This window comes from Sphingomonas arenae, from assembly GCF_016924655.1.
Lineage (GTDB): Bacteria > Pseudomonadota > Alphaproteobacteria > Sphingomonadales > Sphingomonadaceae > Sphingomicrobium > Sphingomicrobium arenae.
Genome location: NZ_JAFFJU010000001.1, coordinates 220,532 through 237,789, shown reverse-complemented (window position 1 = coordinate 237,789; position 17,258 = coordinate 220,532). Strand labels below are relative to the sequence as shown.

General features: G+C 67.1%; 16 protein-coding genes. 5 read left to right on the top strand and 11 right to left on the bottom strand.

What is annotated here, in order from left to right; translation table 11 throughout:
- Positions 1-4 precede the first annotated feature (4 nt).
- The 3 genes from JT720_RS01170 to JT720_RS13690 are packed head-to-tail and all read left to right on the top strand — an operon-like array spanning position 5 to position 1,587.
- Entirely contained in the window at positions 5-490 is a 486-nt protein-coding gene (locus JT720_RS01170; protein ID WP_205478724.1) for a CcdC protein domain-containing protein, read from the top strand.
- A 39-nt stretch (positions 491-529) separates the two neighbouring features.
- Entirely contained in the window at positions 530-997 is a 468-nt protein-coding gene (locus JT720_RS13695; protein ID WP_237219602.1) for an ABA4-like family protein, read from the top strand.
- Positions 994-1,587: a DUF938 domain-containing protein gene (locus JT720_RS13690; RefSeq protein WP_336511920.1), complete on the top strand. Its 594-nt coding sequence runs from the start codon at positions 994-996 to the stop codon at positions 1,585-1,587. The genes JT720_RS13695 and JT720_RS13690 overlap by 4 nt, the downstream gene beginning before the upstream one ends.
- On the opposite strand, the gene JT720_RS01160 is transcribed toward JT720_RS13690, so the two are convergent.
- A complete protein-coding gene (locus tag JT720_RS01160) occupies positions 1,574-2,182 on the bottom strand; it encodes a phosphatase PAP2 family protein (RefSeq protein WP_205478720.1) in 609 nt (202 codons plus the stop codon). The genes JT720_RS13690 and JT720_RS01160 overlap by 14 nt on opposite strands.
- Positions 2,183-2,227: 45 nt before the next feature.
- On the opposite strand from JT720_RS01160, the gene JT720_RS01155 reads away from it, so the two are divergent.
- Complete coding sequence (locus JT720_RS01155; RefSeq protein ID WP_205478716.1) at positions 2,228-2,641, top strand: PilZ domain-containing protein; 414 nt, start codon at positions 2,228-2,230, stop codon at positions 2,639-2,641.
- A 15-nt stretch (positions 2,642-2,656) separates the two neighbouring features.
- Here JT720_RS01155 and JT720_RS01150 read toward each other — a convergent pair whose 3' ends face one another.
- Positions 2,657-3,295, bottom strand: a complete 639-nt coding sequence (locus tag JT720_RS01150) for a PilZ domain-containing protein (RefSeq protein ID WP_205478715.1) — start codon at positions 3,293-3,295, stop codon at positions 2,657-2,659.
- A 140-nt stretch (positions 3,296-3,435) separates the two neighbouring features.
- Between JT720_RS01150 and JT720_RS01145 the strand changes: the two genes are divergently transcribed.
- Complete coding sequence (locus JT720_RS01145; protein ID WP_205478713.1) at positions 3,436-4,413, top strand: retroviral-like aspartic protease family protein; 978 nt, start codon at positions 3,436-3,438, stop codon at positions 4,411-4,413.
- Here the strand turns inward: JT720_RS01145 and eda are convergent.
- From eda to JT720_RS01100, 9 genes are read right to left on the bottom strand one after another with little or no spacing between them, the layout of a single operon-like run.
- Positions 4,402-4,995 (bottom strand): bifunctional 4-hydroxy-2-oxoglutarate aldolase/2-dehydro-3-deoxy-phosphogluconate aldolase, encoded by a 594-nt coding sequence (gene eda / locus JT720_RS01140; protein ID WP_237219601.1) that lies wholly within the window; start codon positions 4,993-4,995, stop codon positions 4,402-4,404. The genes JT720_RS01145 and eda overlap by 12 nt on opposite strands.
- A 17-nt stretch (positions 4,996-5,012) precedes the next feature.
- Positions 5,013-5,984: a glucokinase gene (locus tag JT720_RS01135; protein ID WP_205478709.1), complete on the bottom strand. Its 972-nt coding sequence runs from the start codon at positions 5,982-5,984 to the stop codon at positions 5,013-5,015.
- Positions 5,981-7,819, bottom strand: a complete 1,839-nt coding sequence (gene edd / locus JT720_RS01130) for a phosphogluconate dehydratase (RefSeq protein WP_205478708.1) — start codon at positions 7,817-7,819, stop codon at positions 5,981-5,983. Before edd ends, JT720_RS01135 begins: the two co-directional genes overlap by 4 nt.
- Positions 7,809-9,269, bottom strand: coding sequence for a glucose-6-phosphate dehydrogenase (gene zwf / locus JT720_RS01125; RefSeq protein ID WP_205478706.1), 1,461 nt, complete (start codon positions 9,267-9,269; stop codon positions 7,809-7,811). Before zwf ends, edd begins: the two co-directional genes overlap by 11 nt.
- A gap of 10 nt (positions 9,270-9,279) precedes the next feature.
- Positions 9,280-10,188, bottom strand: a complete 909-nt coding sequence (locus JT720_RS01120; protein ID WP_205478704.1) for an alpha/beta hydrolase — start codon at positions 10,186-10,188, stop codon at positions 9,280-9,282.
- The gene (locus JT720_RS01115) at positions 10,188-12,266 is read right to left on the bottom strand and encodes a glycoside hydrolase family 97 protein (RefSeq protein ID WP_205478697.1); all 2,079 of its coding nucleotides are present in this window, start codon (positions 12,264-12,266) and stop codon (positions 10,188-10,190) included. Before JT720_RS01115 ends, JT720_RS01120 begins: the two co-directional genes overlap by 1 nt.
- Positions 12,266-13,882, bottom strand: coding sequence for an alpha-glucosidase (locus JT720_RS01110; RefSeq protein ID WP_205478695.1), 1,617 nt, complete (start codon positions 13,880-13,882; stop codon positions 12,266-12,268). The genes JT720_RS01115 and JT720_RS01110 overlap by 1 nt, the downstream gene beginning before the upstream one ends.
- Complete coding sequence (locus JT720_RS01105; protein WP_205478693.1) at positions 13,869-15,674, bottom strand: alpha-amylase family glycosyl hydrolase; 1,806 nt, start codon at positions 15,672-15,674, stop codon at positions 13,869-13,871. Before JT720_RS01105 ends, JT720_RS01110 begins: the two co-directional genes overlap by 14 nt.
- The gene (locus JT720_RS01100; protein WP_205478690.1) at positions 15,671-17,191 is read right to left on the bottom strand and encodes a tryptophan halogenase family protein; all 1,521 of its coding nucleotides are present in this window, start codon (positions 17,189-17,191) and stop codon (positions 15,671-15,673) included. The genes JT720_RS01105 and JT720_RS01100 overlap by 4 nt, the downstream gene beginning before the upstream one ends.
- Between the last annotated feature and the right edge of the window lie 67 nt (positions 17,192-17,258).

Here is a 17,258-nt window from a genome sequence, read left to right as displayed (position 1 = left end):
CCTGATGATGACCGTCATCGGGCCGTTGCTGACGCTGGCCCTGGTTCTTGCCATCCGGGTGCGGCGACCGCAGTCGGAGCGACCATTATCCAAACGTTTTCTGTGGCTTGCGCCGACCCTGTATCTGGCGGCGGTCACGGCCATGCTGGTCCGGCATCCGCCGACTCTCGTGGGCTGGTTCATGGTTCTGGGTGGCGTTTTGACGGGTGCCGTGATCGGGTGGGTTCGAGGTCGAATGTTCGCCTTGCGGGTGGATCCGGAGAGCGGCCTCGTCCTTCGTCGGCGATCGCGGGCGGCTGTGGTTTTGCTGGTGGGAGTGGTGTCGCTGCGCTTCATCGCGAACCTATGGGTGGGTCCCGGCACGGGAGTGGATCCGGAGACTTCGCCGACCCTGATCGTGACCGATTTCATGATGGGTTGCGTGTTCGGCTTGCTGGCCGTGACCCGCATCGAGATCGCGATCCGAGCTCGGCGGCTGCTCGCCAGGTGACACGTTGAGCGACAAAAAGCCTCCGTCTAGGCTCCGAAAATGAGCTGGAATTCACTCTTTGTCGTCACAAACGTCGTCGCAATGACCGGATGGGCCGCGCTTGCGTTCCTTCCGCGCCGGCCAGGTGTGTTGTCCCTGATTCTGTATGCGGGAGTGGCCCTGCTGTGCCTCGCATACGCCGCGATGTTCGTCGGATTGTTCGGCGGATTGGCCGACCCCGTTCGCGTGGCGGGGGCGCCGCCGGCGGATATCTGGGACTACAGCCTGCCGGGGCTTCGAGCGCTGTTCATGAGCGATGGCGGGATCGTGCTCGGCTGGACTCATTACCTGGCCTTCGACCTGTTCGTCGGGCTGTGGATCGCCCGGGATGCGGATGCGAAGGGCTTCGGACGGGCCATCCAGCTGCCGGTGCTGTTCGTCACGTTGATGGCAGGGCCGATCGGGTTGCTCCTCTGGCTCCTCATTCGGGAGCGGCGTGCACGGAAGCTCGCGCGGGCGCGGCCGTGAAGCTGGCGTCACCGTCCGTCGCGCGGAACACGACGCCGATCCTGGAGGTGCTCGCCGACTGGCTGCCGGCCTCCGGTCGGATGCTGGAGGTCGCGAGCGGTAGCGGCGAGCATGCGGTGGCGTTCGCGCGGGCCTTTCCGCAGCTGGAGTGGCAGCCGAGCGATCCGGACGGGATGGCGGTGGAGTCGATCTCGGCCTGGTGCGAGGAGGCGGGGTGCACGAACCTGCTTCCACCGCTTCGGCTGGATGTCCGGGCGGAAGATTGGGGGGTGAACGCCGCCGATGCTCTGCTGGCCATCAACATGGTCCATATCAGCCCATGGGAAGCCAGCATCGGGCTGCTGGACGGGGCGGCGCGTCTGCTGCCGAGCGGAGGGCCGCTGATCCTCTACGGGCCATGGCTGGTAAAAGGGGAGCCGACCGCGCCGTCCAACCTGGCGTTCGATGCGGACCTGCGATCACGCAATCCGGAGTGGGGCCTGCGAAAGGTCGAGGACTTCCGGGCAGAGGGGGCGGAGCGGGGGCTGAGCCTGGTCGACCAGCGAGCGATGCCGGCGAACAACCGGATGCTGCTGTTCAGGCGGTCCTGACGCGCGATTTGGCGAGTCGCCATGCTGCGAGCATCCAGGCTGCCCCGAGCGCCCAGCCGCCGATCACGTCGGTGGGCCAGTGTACCCCGAGAAACGGTCGCGTGGCGCCGATCGACAGGCTGAGGAGGATCGCCGCGCCGAGGGCCTCTTTCCTCCAGCGGTCCGGAACCGCGAACAGGGCGATGGCAAGATAGGTGATCATCGAATTGCCTGCATGTCCGCTCGGGAAGGCCTGCGAGAGGACCGTGACCGGGTGAGCATCAAAGCTGGGGCGAGGGCGGTCCGTCCACCACTTGGTAAGCTCGATCAGCAGACGGCCGCCGAGCACGCTGCCGACCAGCCATAGCGCTTGGCCGCGATGCCCCCGGAACCAGGTGAGAGCCCCGGCAACCGCCATGAGGGGGAGGAGGACGAAGGCGCCGCCGAGCTGGGTCCACCAGATGCTGACCGTGGTGAGTCCGGGCCTCGGCTGTCGGAAGATGGTGGCGCTCTCGATGACCGCGCGGTCCCAAGGGGACTGAGCCCCGCCGAGCCATCCGGCGAGCAGGAAGGCGGTGATGCAGGCGATGAGGCTGAGAAGCAGAATTGGACGCATGCCGCGTTAAACGAAGTTTTACCTCATTTGACTACGCCAAGGCTCATGTACGAAGGCAGCACCATCCAGAGTCGTCGTCAGCGGCGTTCGAACGTGCTGATGGCGGCAGCGCTCGAGCTGTCGGGCACCTCCGTTCCCGTGAAGCTTCGCAACCTGTCCGCAGACGGCGCGCTCGTGGAAGGCGAGCATCTGCCGGTGGAGGGCGCGGAGGTCATCTTCCGTCGCAACGACCTGGCCATGCCAGCGCGAGTCGTCTGGGTGCGTGGCGGGCGAGCCGGTGTTTCGTTCAAGGACGAGCTGCCTCCGGAAACGCTGCTCCGTCACGTGCCGACCCCGCGGCCGCGGGTCCTCCCGGAATTTCGCCGGCCGGGCCTGACCGAACGTCCGCTGTCGTCCGCGGAGCGCAAGATTGCGTCCGAGTGGGCGTGGCGCCCGGGCATGGACCTGCAAGGCGAATGAGCCGGCCGGACCGGCTCAGGCCGCGTAACTCGCGTCCCGCTGGCTGCGCAGCCACTCCACCAGCGCGGGGAGCGCCAGCAGCCGGTTGAAGGTGATCCCGATGTAACCCCGCTCCGCCCAGCGCACCGAGCCCGGTTGCGGCGACAGGCCGGGCAGGGTCACCACGACTTCGGTTCCGACCGGCAGCGAGATGGTGCTGGCGACTTTCACCCCACCTTGCGAGATGTCGCAGGTCCGCATGTGAAAGGTTCGCGCGCCATCACGAACCGTGGCGTAGGTTTCCGTTTCGATGCGGGGCATGCGGGGCTTGGGGCCGTCCGTCACCGGAGCAAGGACGGCGAGCACGTCAATCGGCTCGTCGAAGGTGAAGCCCACCTGCTGGTCCCGGATCCAGCTGATCTGACCGCCGAGCGGCTGCCCGTGCTTGAGTTCGACGGAAATGGACTGGCCGACCGCAAGGTCGCGATAGGCCCGCAGCATCATGCCGCCTGCCGAGATGTTCTTGATCAGGCAGAGCTCGCGCTGATCGTCGATCACCAGCGTCCCGACCCGGAACAGCGTTAGGTGACGCTCCCCATCACGCCGTTCGAAGGCGGGCCCGGGAGGCTCCGCCCCGAGCGAATATTCCGTCGTTTCGACCCGCAGTTCGTCCACCACAGCACTCCACGCTGACCGCGACCCAAGCGGTCGAAACATCTCGAAACTTGAGCCTATTCCGACTTCCTTTCCCAAAGGTTGCGAGCTTCTGGCAGTTGGACGCTTTCGGGCGTAGAACGGGGTGGACGGAGATGCCCATGCGACCCTGGATGCTTGCTGCCGCTGTTGCGTTCGGATGTTCGGCGCCGCTTGCCGCGCAGACGGTGACCCATGTGGAGACGGTCAGCGGACCGATCCCGGTGGACGATCAGACGCAGGCGCAGGAAGTCCGGTTCAAGGAAGACGGTCACCAGCGCATGACCGTGCCCGTGCGCCTTGCGGGATCGGGACCGTTCCGCTTCCTGGTCGATACCGGTGCGGACCGCACGGCCGTGTCCCGCGAGCTGGCCGGCCAGCTGCGCCTGCAAGCAGGCCCGGGGGGACAGCTGCACAGCGTTACCGGCGTCAGTCCGGTGGAAACTGTGACGGTGAAGCAGCTTCAACTCACCGCCCGGACGATCAGCAGGATCGACGCGCCGGTGCTCGAGGGTGAGCATCTCGGTGCACAAGGCATCCTTGGGACGGACAGCCTGCGGGCCCAGCGGGTGATGTTCGATTTCAAGAACCGGCTGTTGTCCATCACGCCGTCGCAACCGCGCAAGCAGAAGGACGAGGCAGGCACGATCGTGGTCCAGGCGAGCCGTCGTGCCGGGCGCCTGATCCTGACGGACGCGTTCGCCGACACGCAGCGGCTGACGGCGGTCCTGGATACGGGATCCGAGGTGTCGATCGGCAATTCCGCATTGAAGAAGGCGCTGTTGCGGAAGCGGCAGCTGGAGCGGAACGGCAAGATCGAACTGCTGTCGGTGACCGGCGAGAAGCTGGTGGGCGACTATACCGTGCTGCGCGAATTGGAGATTGGCGGCGTTACGTTGAAGAACCTCGCAATCGTGTTCGCCGATGCGCATACGTTCCGGCAGATGCAGCTGGACGAACGGCCGGCCCTGCTGCTGGGCATGAATGCGCTGCAGGCGTTCGACAAGGTGTCGATCGACTTCGCCAACAAGAAGATGCGGGTGCTGCTGCCGCAGGGAAGCTCCGTCGACCGCACGCAGCTTGCGTCGCTAGTGCCCTAATCCTGCGGCCCTGCGGGCGAGGTCCGCGATGATTTGGAGGTCCGTCTCGCCGCTTGAGACCAGCCAGCTGCCGCCGATGCAGGTGACCATTGGAAGAGCCAGCCAGTCGCGGGCCGTGTCCGGCTTGATGCCGCCGGTCGGACAAAAGCGGACGTTGCCGAATGGTCCGCTGAGTGCCTTGAGCGCGGGGATTCCGCCGCTGCTTTCCGCCGGGAAGAACTTGAAGCGGTCGAGTCCGAAATCGAGGCCGCGCATGATGTCGCCCGCGGTGGCGACGCCGGGCAGGTAGGCGAGGCCGCTGTCGAGAGCGGCGCGGGTCAGGGGTTCCGTGAGACCGGGCGCGACAATGAACTGCGCGCCGGCGTCCTGCGCCTGGGCAAGCTGTTCGCTGTTGAGCACGGTGCCCGCGCCGACGATGGCGCCGGGGACGTCGGCCATGGTGCGGATCGCGTTCAGCGCCTGCGGAGTGCGCAAGGTGACCTCCAGCACCGGGAGGCCAGCCTCCACCAGCGTTTCGGCGAGGGCGCGCGGGTCGAGGGTGCCGTCGAGCACGAGCACGGGGATGACGGGCGCTGCCGTCATGACGTCATCGATGGCAATCATCCGTGCTGACTCGCGAAGGCCGCCGCGGCGCCGAACAGGCCGGGCTGCGGGTGGGTGATGAGCTTCACCGGCATGTCGTCCATGCGCCGCTCGAACCGGCCCTTGGCGATAAAGCGGTCGCGGAAGCCGGATCTGGGCAGGTGGGATGCCAAGCGCAGGCCGAGGCCGCCGGCGATGACCACCGCGCTGCTGCCTTGCGCGAGGGCAAGGTCACCGGCCACGGCGCCGAGGGTGAGGCAGAGGCGATCCAGCGCGGCGGCGGCGAGGCTGTCGGTGCCCGCCATGGCGGCGGCCCACAGCTGCTTTTCGTCGCGGATCGCGAGCGGGCGGTTCTCGATCGCACCCAAGGCCTCGTAGATGTTGACCAGGCCGCGACCAGAGATGAGGCGCTCGACCGACACGCGGCGGAAGCTGCGGCGGAGTTCCTTGAGAATGCCGTCCTCAAGGCTGTCGAGCGGGGCGAAATCGATGTGCCCGCCTTCGGTTTCGATCACGCGATAGGCGGTGCCTTCGCGGGCAAGGACCGCGACGCCGAGGCCGGTACCGGGGCCGACGATGCTGACCACGCCCGGGTTGGGCAGCTCGACATCGGGCCCGCACAGATGGGTGTAGGCGGAGCCGTCCAGAGCGGCGACCGCGTGGCCGACCGCACCGAAGTCGTTGACGATGGTGTAGCGCTCGACGCCGAGCTTCTCGCCGATCAGCGCGGGGCGGATCACCCAGGGGTTGTTGGTCAGTTTCAGCAGTTCGCCGCCGACCGGACCGGCGAAGGCGATGGCGAGTTCGTGGGGCAGGGGCTGGCCGGTGCGACGACCGAACTCCTCCCAGGCGGTCTGGAAGCTGGCGTGCTCGGCGGTCTTGAGGGTGACCGGCTCGGACAAGTCGGTGACGCGGCCGCCGGTAATGGTGGCGAGCGCGAAGCGGGCGTGGGTGCCGCCGATGTCGGTGGTGACGATGCGGCGGGTCATGCGTGTTCAAGGCTCTCGGTGACCGGCTGTTCCTGCTCCATCAGGTGGAGCATGGCGGAGGCGCCGCGCTCGGCGTCGTCGGCGTGGAGGCGCATCATGGCGAACAACTCGCGGCCGGTGCCGGCGGGTGGCGGTGGGGCGATGGCGAGCTCGCGGGTGGACAGGTCGATGCCGACGGCCTCGAGCGTGCCGTCCTCGGCGGACAGACGAACCAGGTCGCCGTCGCGCAAACGGGAGAGCGGTCCGCCGCCCAGCGCCTCGGGGGAGACGTGGATGGCGGCGGGGACCTTGCCGCTGGCGCCCGACATGCGGCCGTCGGTGACCAGCGCGACGCGGTGGCCGCGGTCCTGCAGCAGGCCGAGCGTGGGCGTGAGCTTGTGCAGTTCCGGCATGCCGTTGGCGCGCGGGCCCTGGAAGCGGACGACCACCACGACGTCGCGGTCGAGCTCGCCGGCCTGGAACGCCTTCAGGACCGCGTTCTGGTCGGAGAAGACGCGGGCGGGGGCCTCGACGGTCCACCGCTCTGGGTCGACAGCGCTGGTCTTGAAGGTCGCGCGGCCGAGATTGCCCTGGACGAGGCGCATGCCGCCGTCGGGGAGGAACGGGCTGCTCACCGGACGGAGCATGGTGTGGTTGCGGCTTTCGGTCACTTCGCTCCAGACGAGCTGGTCGCCGGCGAGCTCCGGGTTGGCGGTCCAGGCGGAGAGGCTGTCCGCGCCCGCGGTGACCACGTCGCCGTGGAGGAGGTCCGCGCCGAGCAGTTCCTTCGCGACGAAGCCGATGCCGCCGGCATAGTGGAAGTCGTTCACGTCGCCCGAGCCGTTGGGATAGACGCGCGCGATCAGCGGGACGGCGGCGGAGAGGGCGTCGAAATCCTCCCAGTCGATCAGGATGCCGGCGGCGCGGGCGATGGCCGGCAGGTGGATGGCGTGGTTGGTGGAGCCACCGGTCGCGAGCAGGCCGATCATGGCGTTGACGATGCTCTTCTCGTCGACGCACTGGCTGAGCGGCCGCTGCCGCGAAGCGGCGAGTTCGGCGACGCGGTGGACGGCGGCGCGGGTCAGCGCCTGACGGAGCGGGGTGTTGGGCTGGATGAAGGCGGCGTTGGGGATGTGGAGGCCCATCAGCTCCATCATCATCTGGTTGCTGTTCGCGGTGCCGTAGAAGGTGCAGGTGCCCGGCGCGTGGTAGCTGGAGGCCTCGGACGCGAGAAGTTCGTCGCGACCGACCTTGCCTTCCGCATAGAGCTGGCGGACGCGCTGCTTCTCCTTGTTGGGGATGCCGGTCGGCATGGGCCCGCCGGGGACGAGCAGCATCGGCAGGTGGCCGAATCGGAGGGCTCCGATCAGCAGCCCGGGCACGATCTTGTCGCAAATGCCCAGCAGCGCCGCGCCCTCGAACATGCCGTGGCTCAGCGCGACCGCCGTGGAGAGCGCGATGGTGTCGCGGCTGAAGAGCGACAGGTCCATTCCGTCCTGGCCCTGCGTGACGCCGTCGCACATGGCGGGAACGCCGCCCGCGACCTGCGCCGTGGCGCCAACCTCGCGGGCGAAGATCTTCATCTGCTCTGGGAAGCGCGCATAGGGCTGATGCGCGGAAAGCATGTCGTTGTAGGCGGTGACGATGCCGATGTTCGGACCCGCGATGGTCCGAATCCGGTCCTTGTCACCTTCCGCCGCTGCGAAGCCGTGGGCGAAGTTCCCGCAGCTCATGCGGGGGCGGGAGATGCCACGCTCAGCCTGCTCGGCCATCAGGTCGAGATAGCGGCGGCGGGTCGGGCGCGACCGCTCGATAATGCGGTCGGTTACCGCGGCGATGCGCGGGTCAAGTGTCATTCCAGCTCACTCCATCGCGCTCGGCCAGCGCGATCGCTGCGGACGGGCCCCAGTTGCCGGCGGCATAAGGCTTGGGCGTCATGCCGGCCTGGGTCCATGCCGCCCGGACCCCGTCGATCCATTGCCATTGCGCCTCGACCTCGTCGCGGCGCACGAACAAGGTGGGGTCGCCCTCGATCAGGTCCAAGAGCAGGCGTTCGTAAGCGATGCGGCGGCGAACGTCGCTGAAGGCATGCGGCTGGTCGATGTCGAGCGAGACTTCCCGCAGGCGAAGGCCTCCGCGGTCGAGGCCGGGAACCTTGGCCATCAGTTCGAGGCTGATGTTCTCTTCGGGCTGGATGGCGATGATGAGGCGGTTCGGCTGCGTCCTGGCGCCGCGCGCCGCGAACATGGAGTGGGGCACGCCGCGGAACTGGACGACGATCTCCGTCTTGCGTTCCGGCAGGCGTTTGCCGGTGCGAAGATAGAATGGCACGCCGGCCCAGCGCCAGTTGTCCACATGAGCCTTGAGCGCGACGAAGGTCTCGGTCCCGCTCGTGCTGCCAAGCTCGTCGGCATAGCCGGGGACCGGTTGACCGCCGACGGCGCCCGCACCGAACTGACCGAGCACCGCATGGGTGTCGATCGTTTCCGGAGTGATCGGTCGGAGGGACCGCAGCACCTTCACTTTCTCGTCGCGGACGGCAGTCGCATCGAAGCTGGCGGGCGGCTCCATCGCAACGAGGGCGAGCAGCTGGAGCATGTGGTTCTGCACCATATCGCGGAGCGCGCCGGCTCCGTCATAATAGCCGCCGCGGCCCTCGAGGCCGATCGTCTCCGAAACGGTGATCTGGACGTGCTGAATCGCGCGGGCATTCCACAGCGGTTCGAAGATGACGTTGGCGAAACGCAACGCCAGCAGGTTCTGGACCGTCTCCTTGCCGAGATAATGGTCGATGCGGAACGTGCGCTCTTCGGGGAAGGCGGCCCCGACCGCGTCGTTGATCTCACGGCTGGAGTCGAGGTCGGTGCCCAACGGCTTTTCCAGCGCCATGCGGACGTGCTCGCCTGCGAGGCCCGCAGCCTCCAGGTTGTCGATGGTCGGCTTGAAAAGGGAAGGCGCGGTGGAAAGGAAGATCGCGATCTCGCCGGCGTTGTCGCCGACTTCGGCTGCGAGCCGCTTGAACCCGGCGGCATCGGTAGCATCAAGCTGCACGTAGCTCAGCCGCTCCACGAAGCGGTCGAGCTTGGCGACGTCGACGAATTGTTCCGGAACATGGTCGCGGACTGCGGCCCGGGCGTGTTCGCGAAAGCTGTCGCTGGTGCGTTCGCTGCGGGCGGTTGCGACGATGCGCAGGTCGCCCGGGAGCAGAGCGTCGCTGTCGAGACCGTAAAGCGACGGGAGCAGCATTCGCGCGGCGAGATCGCCGGTCGCGCCGAACAGGATCAGGGTGGTGGCTTTTTGCGGCATCAGGACCTTCTTAGCCGCGCCAATCACTCAACAGCCAGCCGAAGATGTCGTCGAGGCGCGCCGCCCACGCATTCTCCTCATGCTCGGCGCCGAGATAGATGCGCGTTTCGAAGTCCTTGCCCGGCCGCCAGCCGAGGCGCTTCACTTCGGCGTCGATGACCTGCTGATAGGGTGCGTAGTGCTGGTCGAGAGTGGCGGTGCCGTGGTCCATCCACAGCTTGCGGCCTTGGGGCGCGCCGAGCTGGTTGTAGAGGTAGGTGCGCCAGCTGCCCTTGATGGTGTCGGTCAGGCCCGGCGCCTTCTCGATGTTGTCGGGGCCGATCAGGGGCGAGTGGGTCGAGACGGCGGCGGCCTTGCCGAACACGTCGGGCCGCTCCGCCAGGGCATAGAGGCTGATGAGGCCGCCCATGCTGGAGCCGGCGACGGCCGTGTGCCGGGGCTCGGTGCGGGTACGGTAACTGCGGTCGATGAAGGGCTTCAGCTCGTCGGCGAGGAAGCGGATGTAGGCGTCGCCCTTGAGCGGCCCCGCGAACCCGGCGATCCCTTCGCGGAGGGGAGCGCTGGCGACCTTGGTCGGGAAATATTGCTGGTAGCGTTCCTTGCCGGGGTGATCGACGGCGACGATGATGAAGGGGGCCACCTTTCGGGATTCGATCAGGCGCAGGGCGGACTGATCGGCTGCCCAGATCTTGTTGTAGCCGGACCGCTCCTTCAAGAAGAGGTTCTGGCCGTCGTGCATGTAGACGACCGGGTAGCGCCGCTTGCCGCTGTCATAGCCCGGTGGAAGCCAGACCACGACATGCGGCGGGGCGATGTTGGTCGATGGCACCGCCTGGTGCTCGACGAAGCGGCCCTTGTCCTGTGCCAGCGCCGGCGTTGCCAGAGCCAGCCACAGGAGAAGCGAGCACAACCAGCGCATCAACGACCCAGCGGCACGAAGCGAACCGCAATGCCGCCACCCGCCGCCAGTCGGACCGGCAGGCTGTCGGTACTGCGGACTGTGCGCTGCTCGATGGCGATGCTGCGCGGGTTGGTGCGGAAGTCCGCGTCGTCGCCGTCGCTGTAGATCTCCGCGCGGTAGCGCCGCCCCGGTTCGAGGAAGGAGAGCGGCACGGTCATGGAGCGCGCTTCCTCGTCGGTGATGCCGCCCAGGAACCAGGTCGGCTTGCCCCGCTCCTTGCGGGCGATCACCGCATAGTCGCCAACGGAGCCGGCGAGCATCCGCGTATCGTCCCAATCGACCGCGACGTCCTTGATGAACTGGAAGGGACCGGGGTTCGCCTCGTAGTTCTCGGGCAGGTCGGCGGCCATTTGAATGGGCGAGTAGATGGTCACGTAATAGGCAAGCTGCCGCGCCAGCGTCGAGGGAATGGGCGTGTTGCCGCGGCCCATCAGGCTGAGGATGCCGGGCGTGAAATCCATCGGTCCGGCGAGCATGCGGGTGAACAGAAGTTCGGTGTCGTAGTGCGGCGGGTTCTTGGGCTCTCCCCATGCATTATATTCCATCCCGCGCTGGCCTTCGCGAGCGATCCAGTTGGGATAGGTGCGGCGCAGGCCGGTGTCCTTGATCGGCTCATGCGCATTGATCGCGATCTGACGCTTGGCCGCTTCGGTGACCACTTTCAGGTGGTGACGGCTCATGACCTGGCCTTCGTGCCATTCGAACACGCGGCCGCCATTCGGACCGGGAGCCTGCACCCCTCCCGCATCCGAGACATAGCCGGTCTTGATGCTGTCGATGCCGAGCGAGCGCGCGAAGTCCAGGGCGGCGGGCAGCTGGCTCTCGTAGTTGATGATGTTGGCGCTGGTCTCGTGATGGCCGATGATGTGCACGCCCTTGGCGAGACCGTAGCGGCTGACTTCGCGGATGTTGAAGTCGGGGTAGGGCTCGGTGAAGCTGAAGTCGTCGCCCGTGGCGAACCAGTCCCCGTCCCAGCCCTTGTTCCAGCCTTCGACCAGCAGGCCGGAAAAGCCGTTCTTCGCGGCGAAGTCGATCATCCGCTTGGCGTAGGCGGTGGTCGCGCCATGCTTCGGGCCGGAGTTCCAGCTCTGCGTGTCGAGGTGCATGCCCCACCAGATGCCGACATATTTGCGCGGCTTCACCCAGCTCACGTCGCCCAGCTTGTTCGGGGCGTTCAGGTTCAGGATGACGGTGTTCGCATGATAGAGGGAGGGCGCGTCGGGGGTGATGAGGATCACGCGCCAGGGTGTCTCGAATGGCGTGTCGCGCACGACCTTGGGGCCGCTCGAGGAGGGGGTGAGCGAGGCCTTCAGCAGGCCGTCCTGCACCCGCGCGATGTTCATCCCGGAATAGTCGATCAACGCCGCTTCGTGGATCGCGACGTGCAGCCCGCTCCTGGTCCGCATGGTGAAGGGGGTTTGGGCGGTGCCGATGCCGTCGATCGGCGTGTGGTTGTAGAGATATTCCTCGCGGTTGCTCTCGTAGGCCGGGGCCCACCAGGCCTCGCCGGGCTGGACCACGCGGAACTGCGTCAACTCCTCGACGATGTTGGCGGTCTTGAGGTTCGGCTGCTCTGGAAACTCGTAGCGGAACGCCACCGCATTATCGAACAGCCGGAAGCGCACGCGCATGGTGCGGCGGAGCTTGTCCTTTTCCTGGAACGTGGCGACGAGCTCGTTGTGGTGGTCGCGCACGCTGCGCCACTCGCCCCAGGGTTGCTGCCAGCTCTCGTCCTTGCTGCTTTTGGAGGTGCCCTGGAGCTCCATGTTGCGGAGCAGCTGGCGGCTGTCGGCGAAGAGGAATCCCAGGTGGCTCTCGCCGATGACAGGCTGGCCTTCACGCGAGACGGCGTAGCCGACGCGGCCCTCGCCGTTAATCGTGATCGCCAGCGCAAGCTTTCCGTCCGGAGATGTCGCCGTGGCGACCGGCCTGGAGGCGCTGGGCTGGGCGACATCGGTCTGGGCCGTATCCTGAGCGGGGGCCGGTGTTGCCGCCAGAACCACGAACCCGGCGAGCAGCAAGCCAAGCAAACGCATCAGGAAATCTCCTCAATCAGGGCAGCATAGGGGCCGAGCGCGTCGGCGAGGACGGGGCCGGTCGTCATCATGGCTCCATTGTGCCGCCGCAGCGGCGCTTCGGTATCGCTGAGGTTGAAGGTGCAGCGCACCGTCTGGGAGCCGTAGGTTCGTTCGAAGACGAGCAGCTGAGGGCCGGCTTCGTTGACATCGAGGCTGCCCCAGCGGAGCGCCGGCGTGCGGCTCCGCAGCGCGATGACCGAGCGCGTGAAGGCGAGCATGGAGGTCGGGTCGGCGGACTGGCGATCGACCGCGAGCTCCGCGTGATCGGGGCCGAAGGGCAGCCACGGCTCGCCGCTCGTGAAGCCGTGCGCGGGCCGGTCGGCGTGCCACGGCATGGGCGTCCGGACCCCGTCGCGGCTCAGGGTCTGCGGCCAATTGGCGATCGCTTCGGGGTCCTGCAGCCGTTCGAACGGCACGTCGACCTGGGTCAGGCCGAGCTCCTCGCCCTGAAAGAGGATGATGGAGCCGCGCAAGCTGCCGAGGAGCAGCATCTTGGTGCGGGCGAACTGGTCGGCGTGGTCGGGCGCGACCCAGCGGGAGATGGCGCGGGGGGCGTCGTGGTTCTCGAACGCCCAGCTCGGCCAGCCGACGCCGTCGCGGTCCGGCCAGTGTTGTGCGGCTTGTGCCACGATCTGCGGCGTCAGCTGGTCGGCGTAGAGGAAGTCGAAGCCGTAGGCGCTGTGAAGGCGGCGCGGACCTTCGGTGTATTCGTGCATCTCCTTCAGCGCCTGCTCGCCGCCGACCTCGGCCAGGGCGAAGCGGTCGCCGTAGCTGTCCACCACGCTGCGCAGCCGCTCGAGGAACAGCGCGATTTCCGGCTGGGACTGGTTGTGGATGTGGTGCTGGAAGTCGAACGGGCGGGTGCGCTTGGCCGGGTTCTCGACCGGCGGATTATCCGTGAGCGCGGGATCGTGCATCATGAAGTTGATGGCATCGAAGCGGAAGCCGTCGACGCCGCGATCCAGCCAGAAGCGGGTGATGTCGAGCAGTGCCTCCTGCACGGCCGGAAGGCGGCAGTTGAGCTGCGGCTGCTCCTTCAGGAAATTGTGGTGGTAATATTGCTCCCGCCGCGCGTCCCAGGTCCAGGACGGCCCGCCGAACACCGACTGCCAGTTGTTGGGCGGAGACCCATCGGACTTCGGATCGGCCCAGACGTACCAGTCGGCGCGCGGATTGCCCCGGCTGGAGCGGCTTTCGATGAACCAGGGGTGCTGGTCGCTGGTGTGCGAATAGACCTGGTCGATGATGACCTTGAGGCCGAGCGCGTGGGCGCGGGCGACCACGGCGTCGAAGTCGGCGAGCGTGCCGAAGATGGGGTCGACGCCGCAGTAATCGGCCACGTCGTAGCCGAAGTCCCTCATCGGCGAGGTGTAGAAGGGCGAGATCCAGATGCAGTCGACGCCGAGGCTCGCCACGTGATCGAGACGCTCGGCGATGCCCTTGAGGTCGCCGATCCCGTCGCCGTCCGTATCGGCGAAGCTGCGCGGATAGATCTGGTAGATGGTCGCGCCCTTCCACCAGGGCTCCGGTGACGTTCCGACGCGCGACACGGGGGCAAGCTCAACGTGCGGCATGGCAGATGGCGTATCCGAGCGGCGGGAGAGTGATGCGGATGCTGCCGGGCGCCTGCGGTGCCGACGGGCACTCGCCGGCCAGCGAATGGAGCGCCTTGGCGGCGACGTCGACCTGGACGTTGCGGGTGATCGGCTGGGTGCTGGTGTTCACCAGGACGACCACCTCCTCTTTCCCGAGAACGCGGGAGAAGGCGAGCAGGCCCGGGTTGTCCTCCGTCCCGCGGATGACGGTGGAGCCGCGACGAAGTGCCGGCTGAGCTTTCCGGATGGCGGAAAGCTCGGCGATCAGGCGGTATAGCGAGTGGTTGGTGTCGAAGTTCTCCTGCGCGGTCGTTCGGTCGGAGCCAAGCAGGTTGTTGTCGTTGTAGCTGGCCACGCGGGAGGGGAAGAGGGTTTCGCGGGCATCCTGGTCGTTGCCGTCCCCGATGAAGCCCTGCTCGTCGCCCGAGTAGATCGTCGGAACGCCTCGCGCGGTCATCATCAGGACGTGGCCGAGCTTGACGCGCTGCAGGAGCTCCTCCTCGCTGGCGTTCGGATTGGCCTGGCGGACGTAATAAGCGAAGCGACCCTGGTCGTGGTTGCCGAGGAAGGTCGGCAATTGGTTTGCCGCCTTTTCGCCGCCGGCATAGAGCACGTCCTGGCTGAAGAACTCGCGCCAGATCTCGGTCGGCTGGTTGCCGGCGACACTCCGCAGAACCGCCTGCTTGAAGGCGAAGTCGAGCACGGCCGGAAGCTTGTCGCGGATGGTGTGCTTGGCGAGAACGCCGGGCTGGAAGTCGTCGTTGGCGACTTCGCCAAAGATGTGGAAGTTCGGGATGCCGCGTGCCTTCGCCCGTTCCAGCATCGCCGGTGCGAAGGCCTGCCAGAATTCGGGGTTCACATGCCGGGCGGTGTCGATGCGAAAACCGTCAATGCCGTAGCGATCGATCCACGAGCCGAAGATCTCGATCATGCCCGCGACCACGCGCGGGCTCTCGGTCATCAGGTCGTCGAGACCGACGAAGTCGCCCTGTTCGCTGGACTCGCCGCGGAACAGGCTGTTGCCGCGGTTGTGGTAGTGGATGGGGTCGTTCAGCCAGGCCGGGACCTTCACGTTGCGCTCGGTCGGCGGGACCTTGACGGTGTAGGCGTAATTGGGATCGGTCAGCCGGGCGAAGTTTTCGGCGGTCTGGACCTCTTGGCCGGCAAAGCCCGGGTTGATCGCCGCGCCGTTCACGCCACCCTTTCGCTGGTACGGATAGTCCGCGACGCTGCGGTACGGGCACTCGGTCTTGCCCTCGCATTCGGCGAAGGCGATCACGTCGGCCGTGTGGTTGGCGATGATGTCCATGTAGACCTTCATGCCGCGCGCGTGGGCCGCATCGACGAGGGCCTTGAAGTCGGCGTTGGTGCCGAGGTGCGGGTCGACCTGGGTGAAATCGGTGACCCAATAGCCGTGATAGCCTGCGCTTTCCTGCCCCGGGCCGCCCTGCACGGGCTTGTTCTTGAAGATCGGCGCGACCCACAGGGCCGTGACGCCCATGCCCTGGAGATAATCGAGGCGTTTCAGCAGGCCCTTGAGGTCGCCGCCATTGTAGAAGCCCTTGTGCCTCGGATCGAAGCCATGGTTCAGCCGCCCGCCCTTGATCCCGCCCGTGTCGTTCCGGGTGTCGCCATTCTCGAAGCGGTCCGGCAGCAGGAAGTAGATGATCTCGTCTTCCGGCGGCCGCGCGCGGACGGCGTCCGTGGGAGCGGTCGCGGGGGCCGCGGTGGCGAGCATACTGGCCATCGCGGCGCCAAGCAGAAACGTCATGCGGGTATACTCTCCTTGGGCATGGGGGCGAACCGCGACAGGTAGGCGGCATGGTCGGGCATCCGGGCGGCGTCGGCGCCATAGGCTTTCTCGATCGTGTCGAGGAAGGTCCGCAGCTTGTCTGCCGAAACCTGGTCCGCGATCGGGTGCCAGCCTTCCGGCTGCACATTCTGACCAATCATCACCTGCACCCAGCCGGGGATGTCGAAGAGCTCATCCCCGTCCCTGAAAATGCGTCCGGAGGACCGGAACAGGTCGAGCTTGCGGCGGAGCGTCTCGGGGATGCCCATGCCGCGGACCCCGTCCCAGAAGGGTTCCCCGACGCGCTGGTTGGCGTGGTAGTGCAGGATCACGAAATCGCGGATGCGCTCCATCTCGAAGGCGCTGCGACGATTGTATTCGTCGCGCTCGGCGTCGGTCGGGGCGCCCGACGGCAGCAGGTCGAGCAGGCGGTTGATGCCGGTCTGGATGAGGTGGATGCTGGTGGACTCCAGCGGCTCGATGAACCCGGCCGACAGCCCCACGGCGACGACGTTGCGGACCCAGCATCGGCGGCGGCGACCGGTCTTGAAGCGGATGGGCCGAGGGTCGGCCAGCGGTGCACCGTCGAGGTTGGCCAGCAGGATGGCCGTGGCTTCGTCGACGCTCATGTGGTCGGAGCTGAAGACGTGACCGTTGCCGATGCGATGCTGGAGCTGGATGCGCCACTGCCAGCCCGCGCGCCGAGCGATGGAGCGGGTGTAGGGAAGCAGGGGCGCGACGTTGGCGCACGGAACCGCGACCGCCGTGTCGCAGCGCAGCCATTCGGTCCAGTCCTCGAACCCCGCTTCGAGTTCCTGTTCGATGAGGAGGCCGCGGAAGCCCGAGCAATCGACGAACAAATCCCCGGTGACCCGCATTCCGTTGGCTAGAAGGAGGCCGGCGATGTCTCCGCTCTGCGGATCGCGCTGGACGGCAACGATCTTGCCTTCCTGGCGCACAACGCCGCGCTGCTCGGCGAAGCGCCGGAGGAAACGTGCGTACAGGCCCGCGTCGAAATGGAAGGCGTAAGGAACGGGCGGTAGGCCGCTGTCGGCAGCCCGTTCCACGTGGGTGAAGCGGTTCTGCGCAAGGGCGACGGTGTTCAGGACATAATGGCCGAACGGCTTGGCCATGCCGAGCGAGCGCCCGCGCAGCCAGTAGTGGTGGAAGGGGAGAAGCCCCAGTCCGCGGCCGACGAGACCGAACGCATGGACGTAGCCCTCGTCTGGCTTGCCCCAGCCTTCGAAGGCGATGCCGAGCTTGTAGGTGCCTCCGCAAGCCTTCAGGAACTCGGCCTCGTCGATGCCGAGCGCGTTGTTGAAGTTGCGGATGGCCGGGATGGTCGCTTCGCCGACGCCGATCGTGCCGATCTCGTCGGATTCGACCAGTGTGACGTTGCTGCCCGGAATGCAGAAGCGGGCGAGCGCGGCAGCAGTCATCCACCCGGCCGTGCCGCCTCCGACGACAACGATCCGGCGTTCAGGTGCTTGGGTCATGGACCTCGGCCCTCTATCGCTGCCCCGGCAGCCTTGCACAGGCGGCCGGGGGTGATCCAGGTTCCGC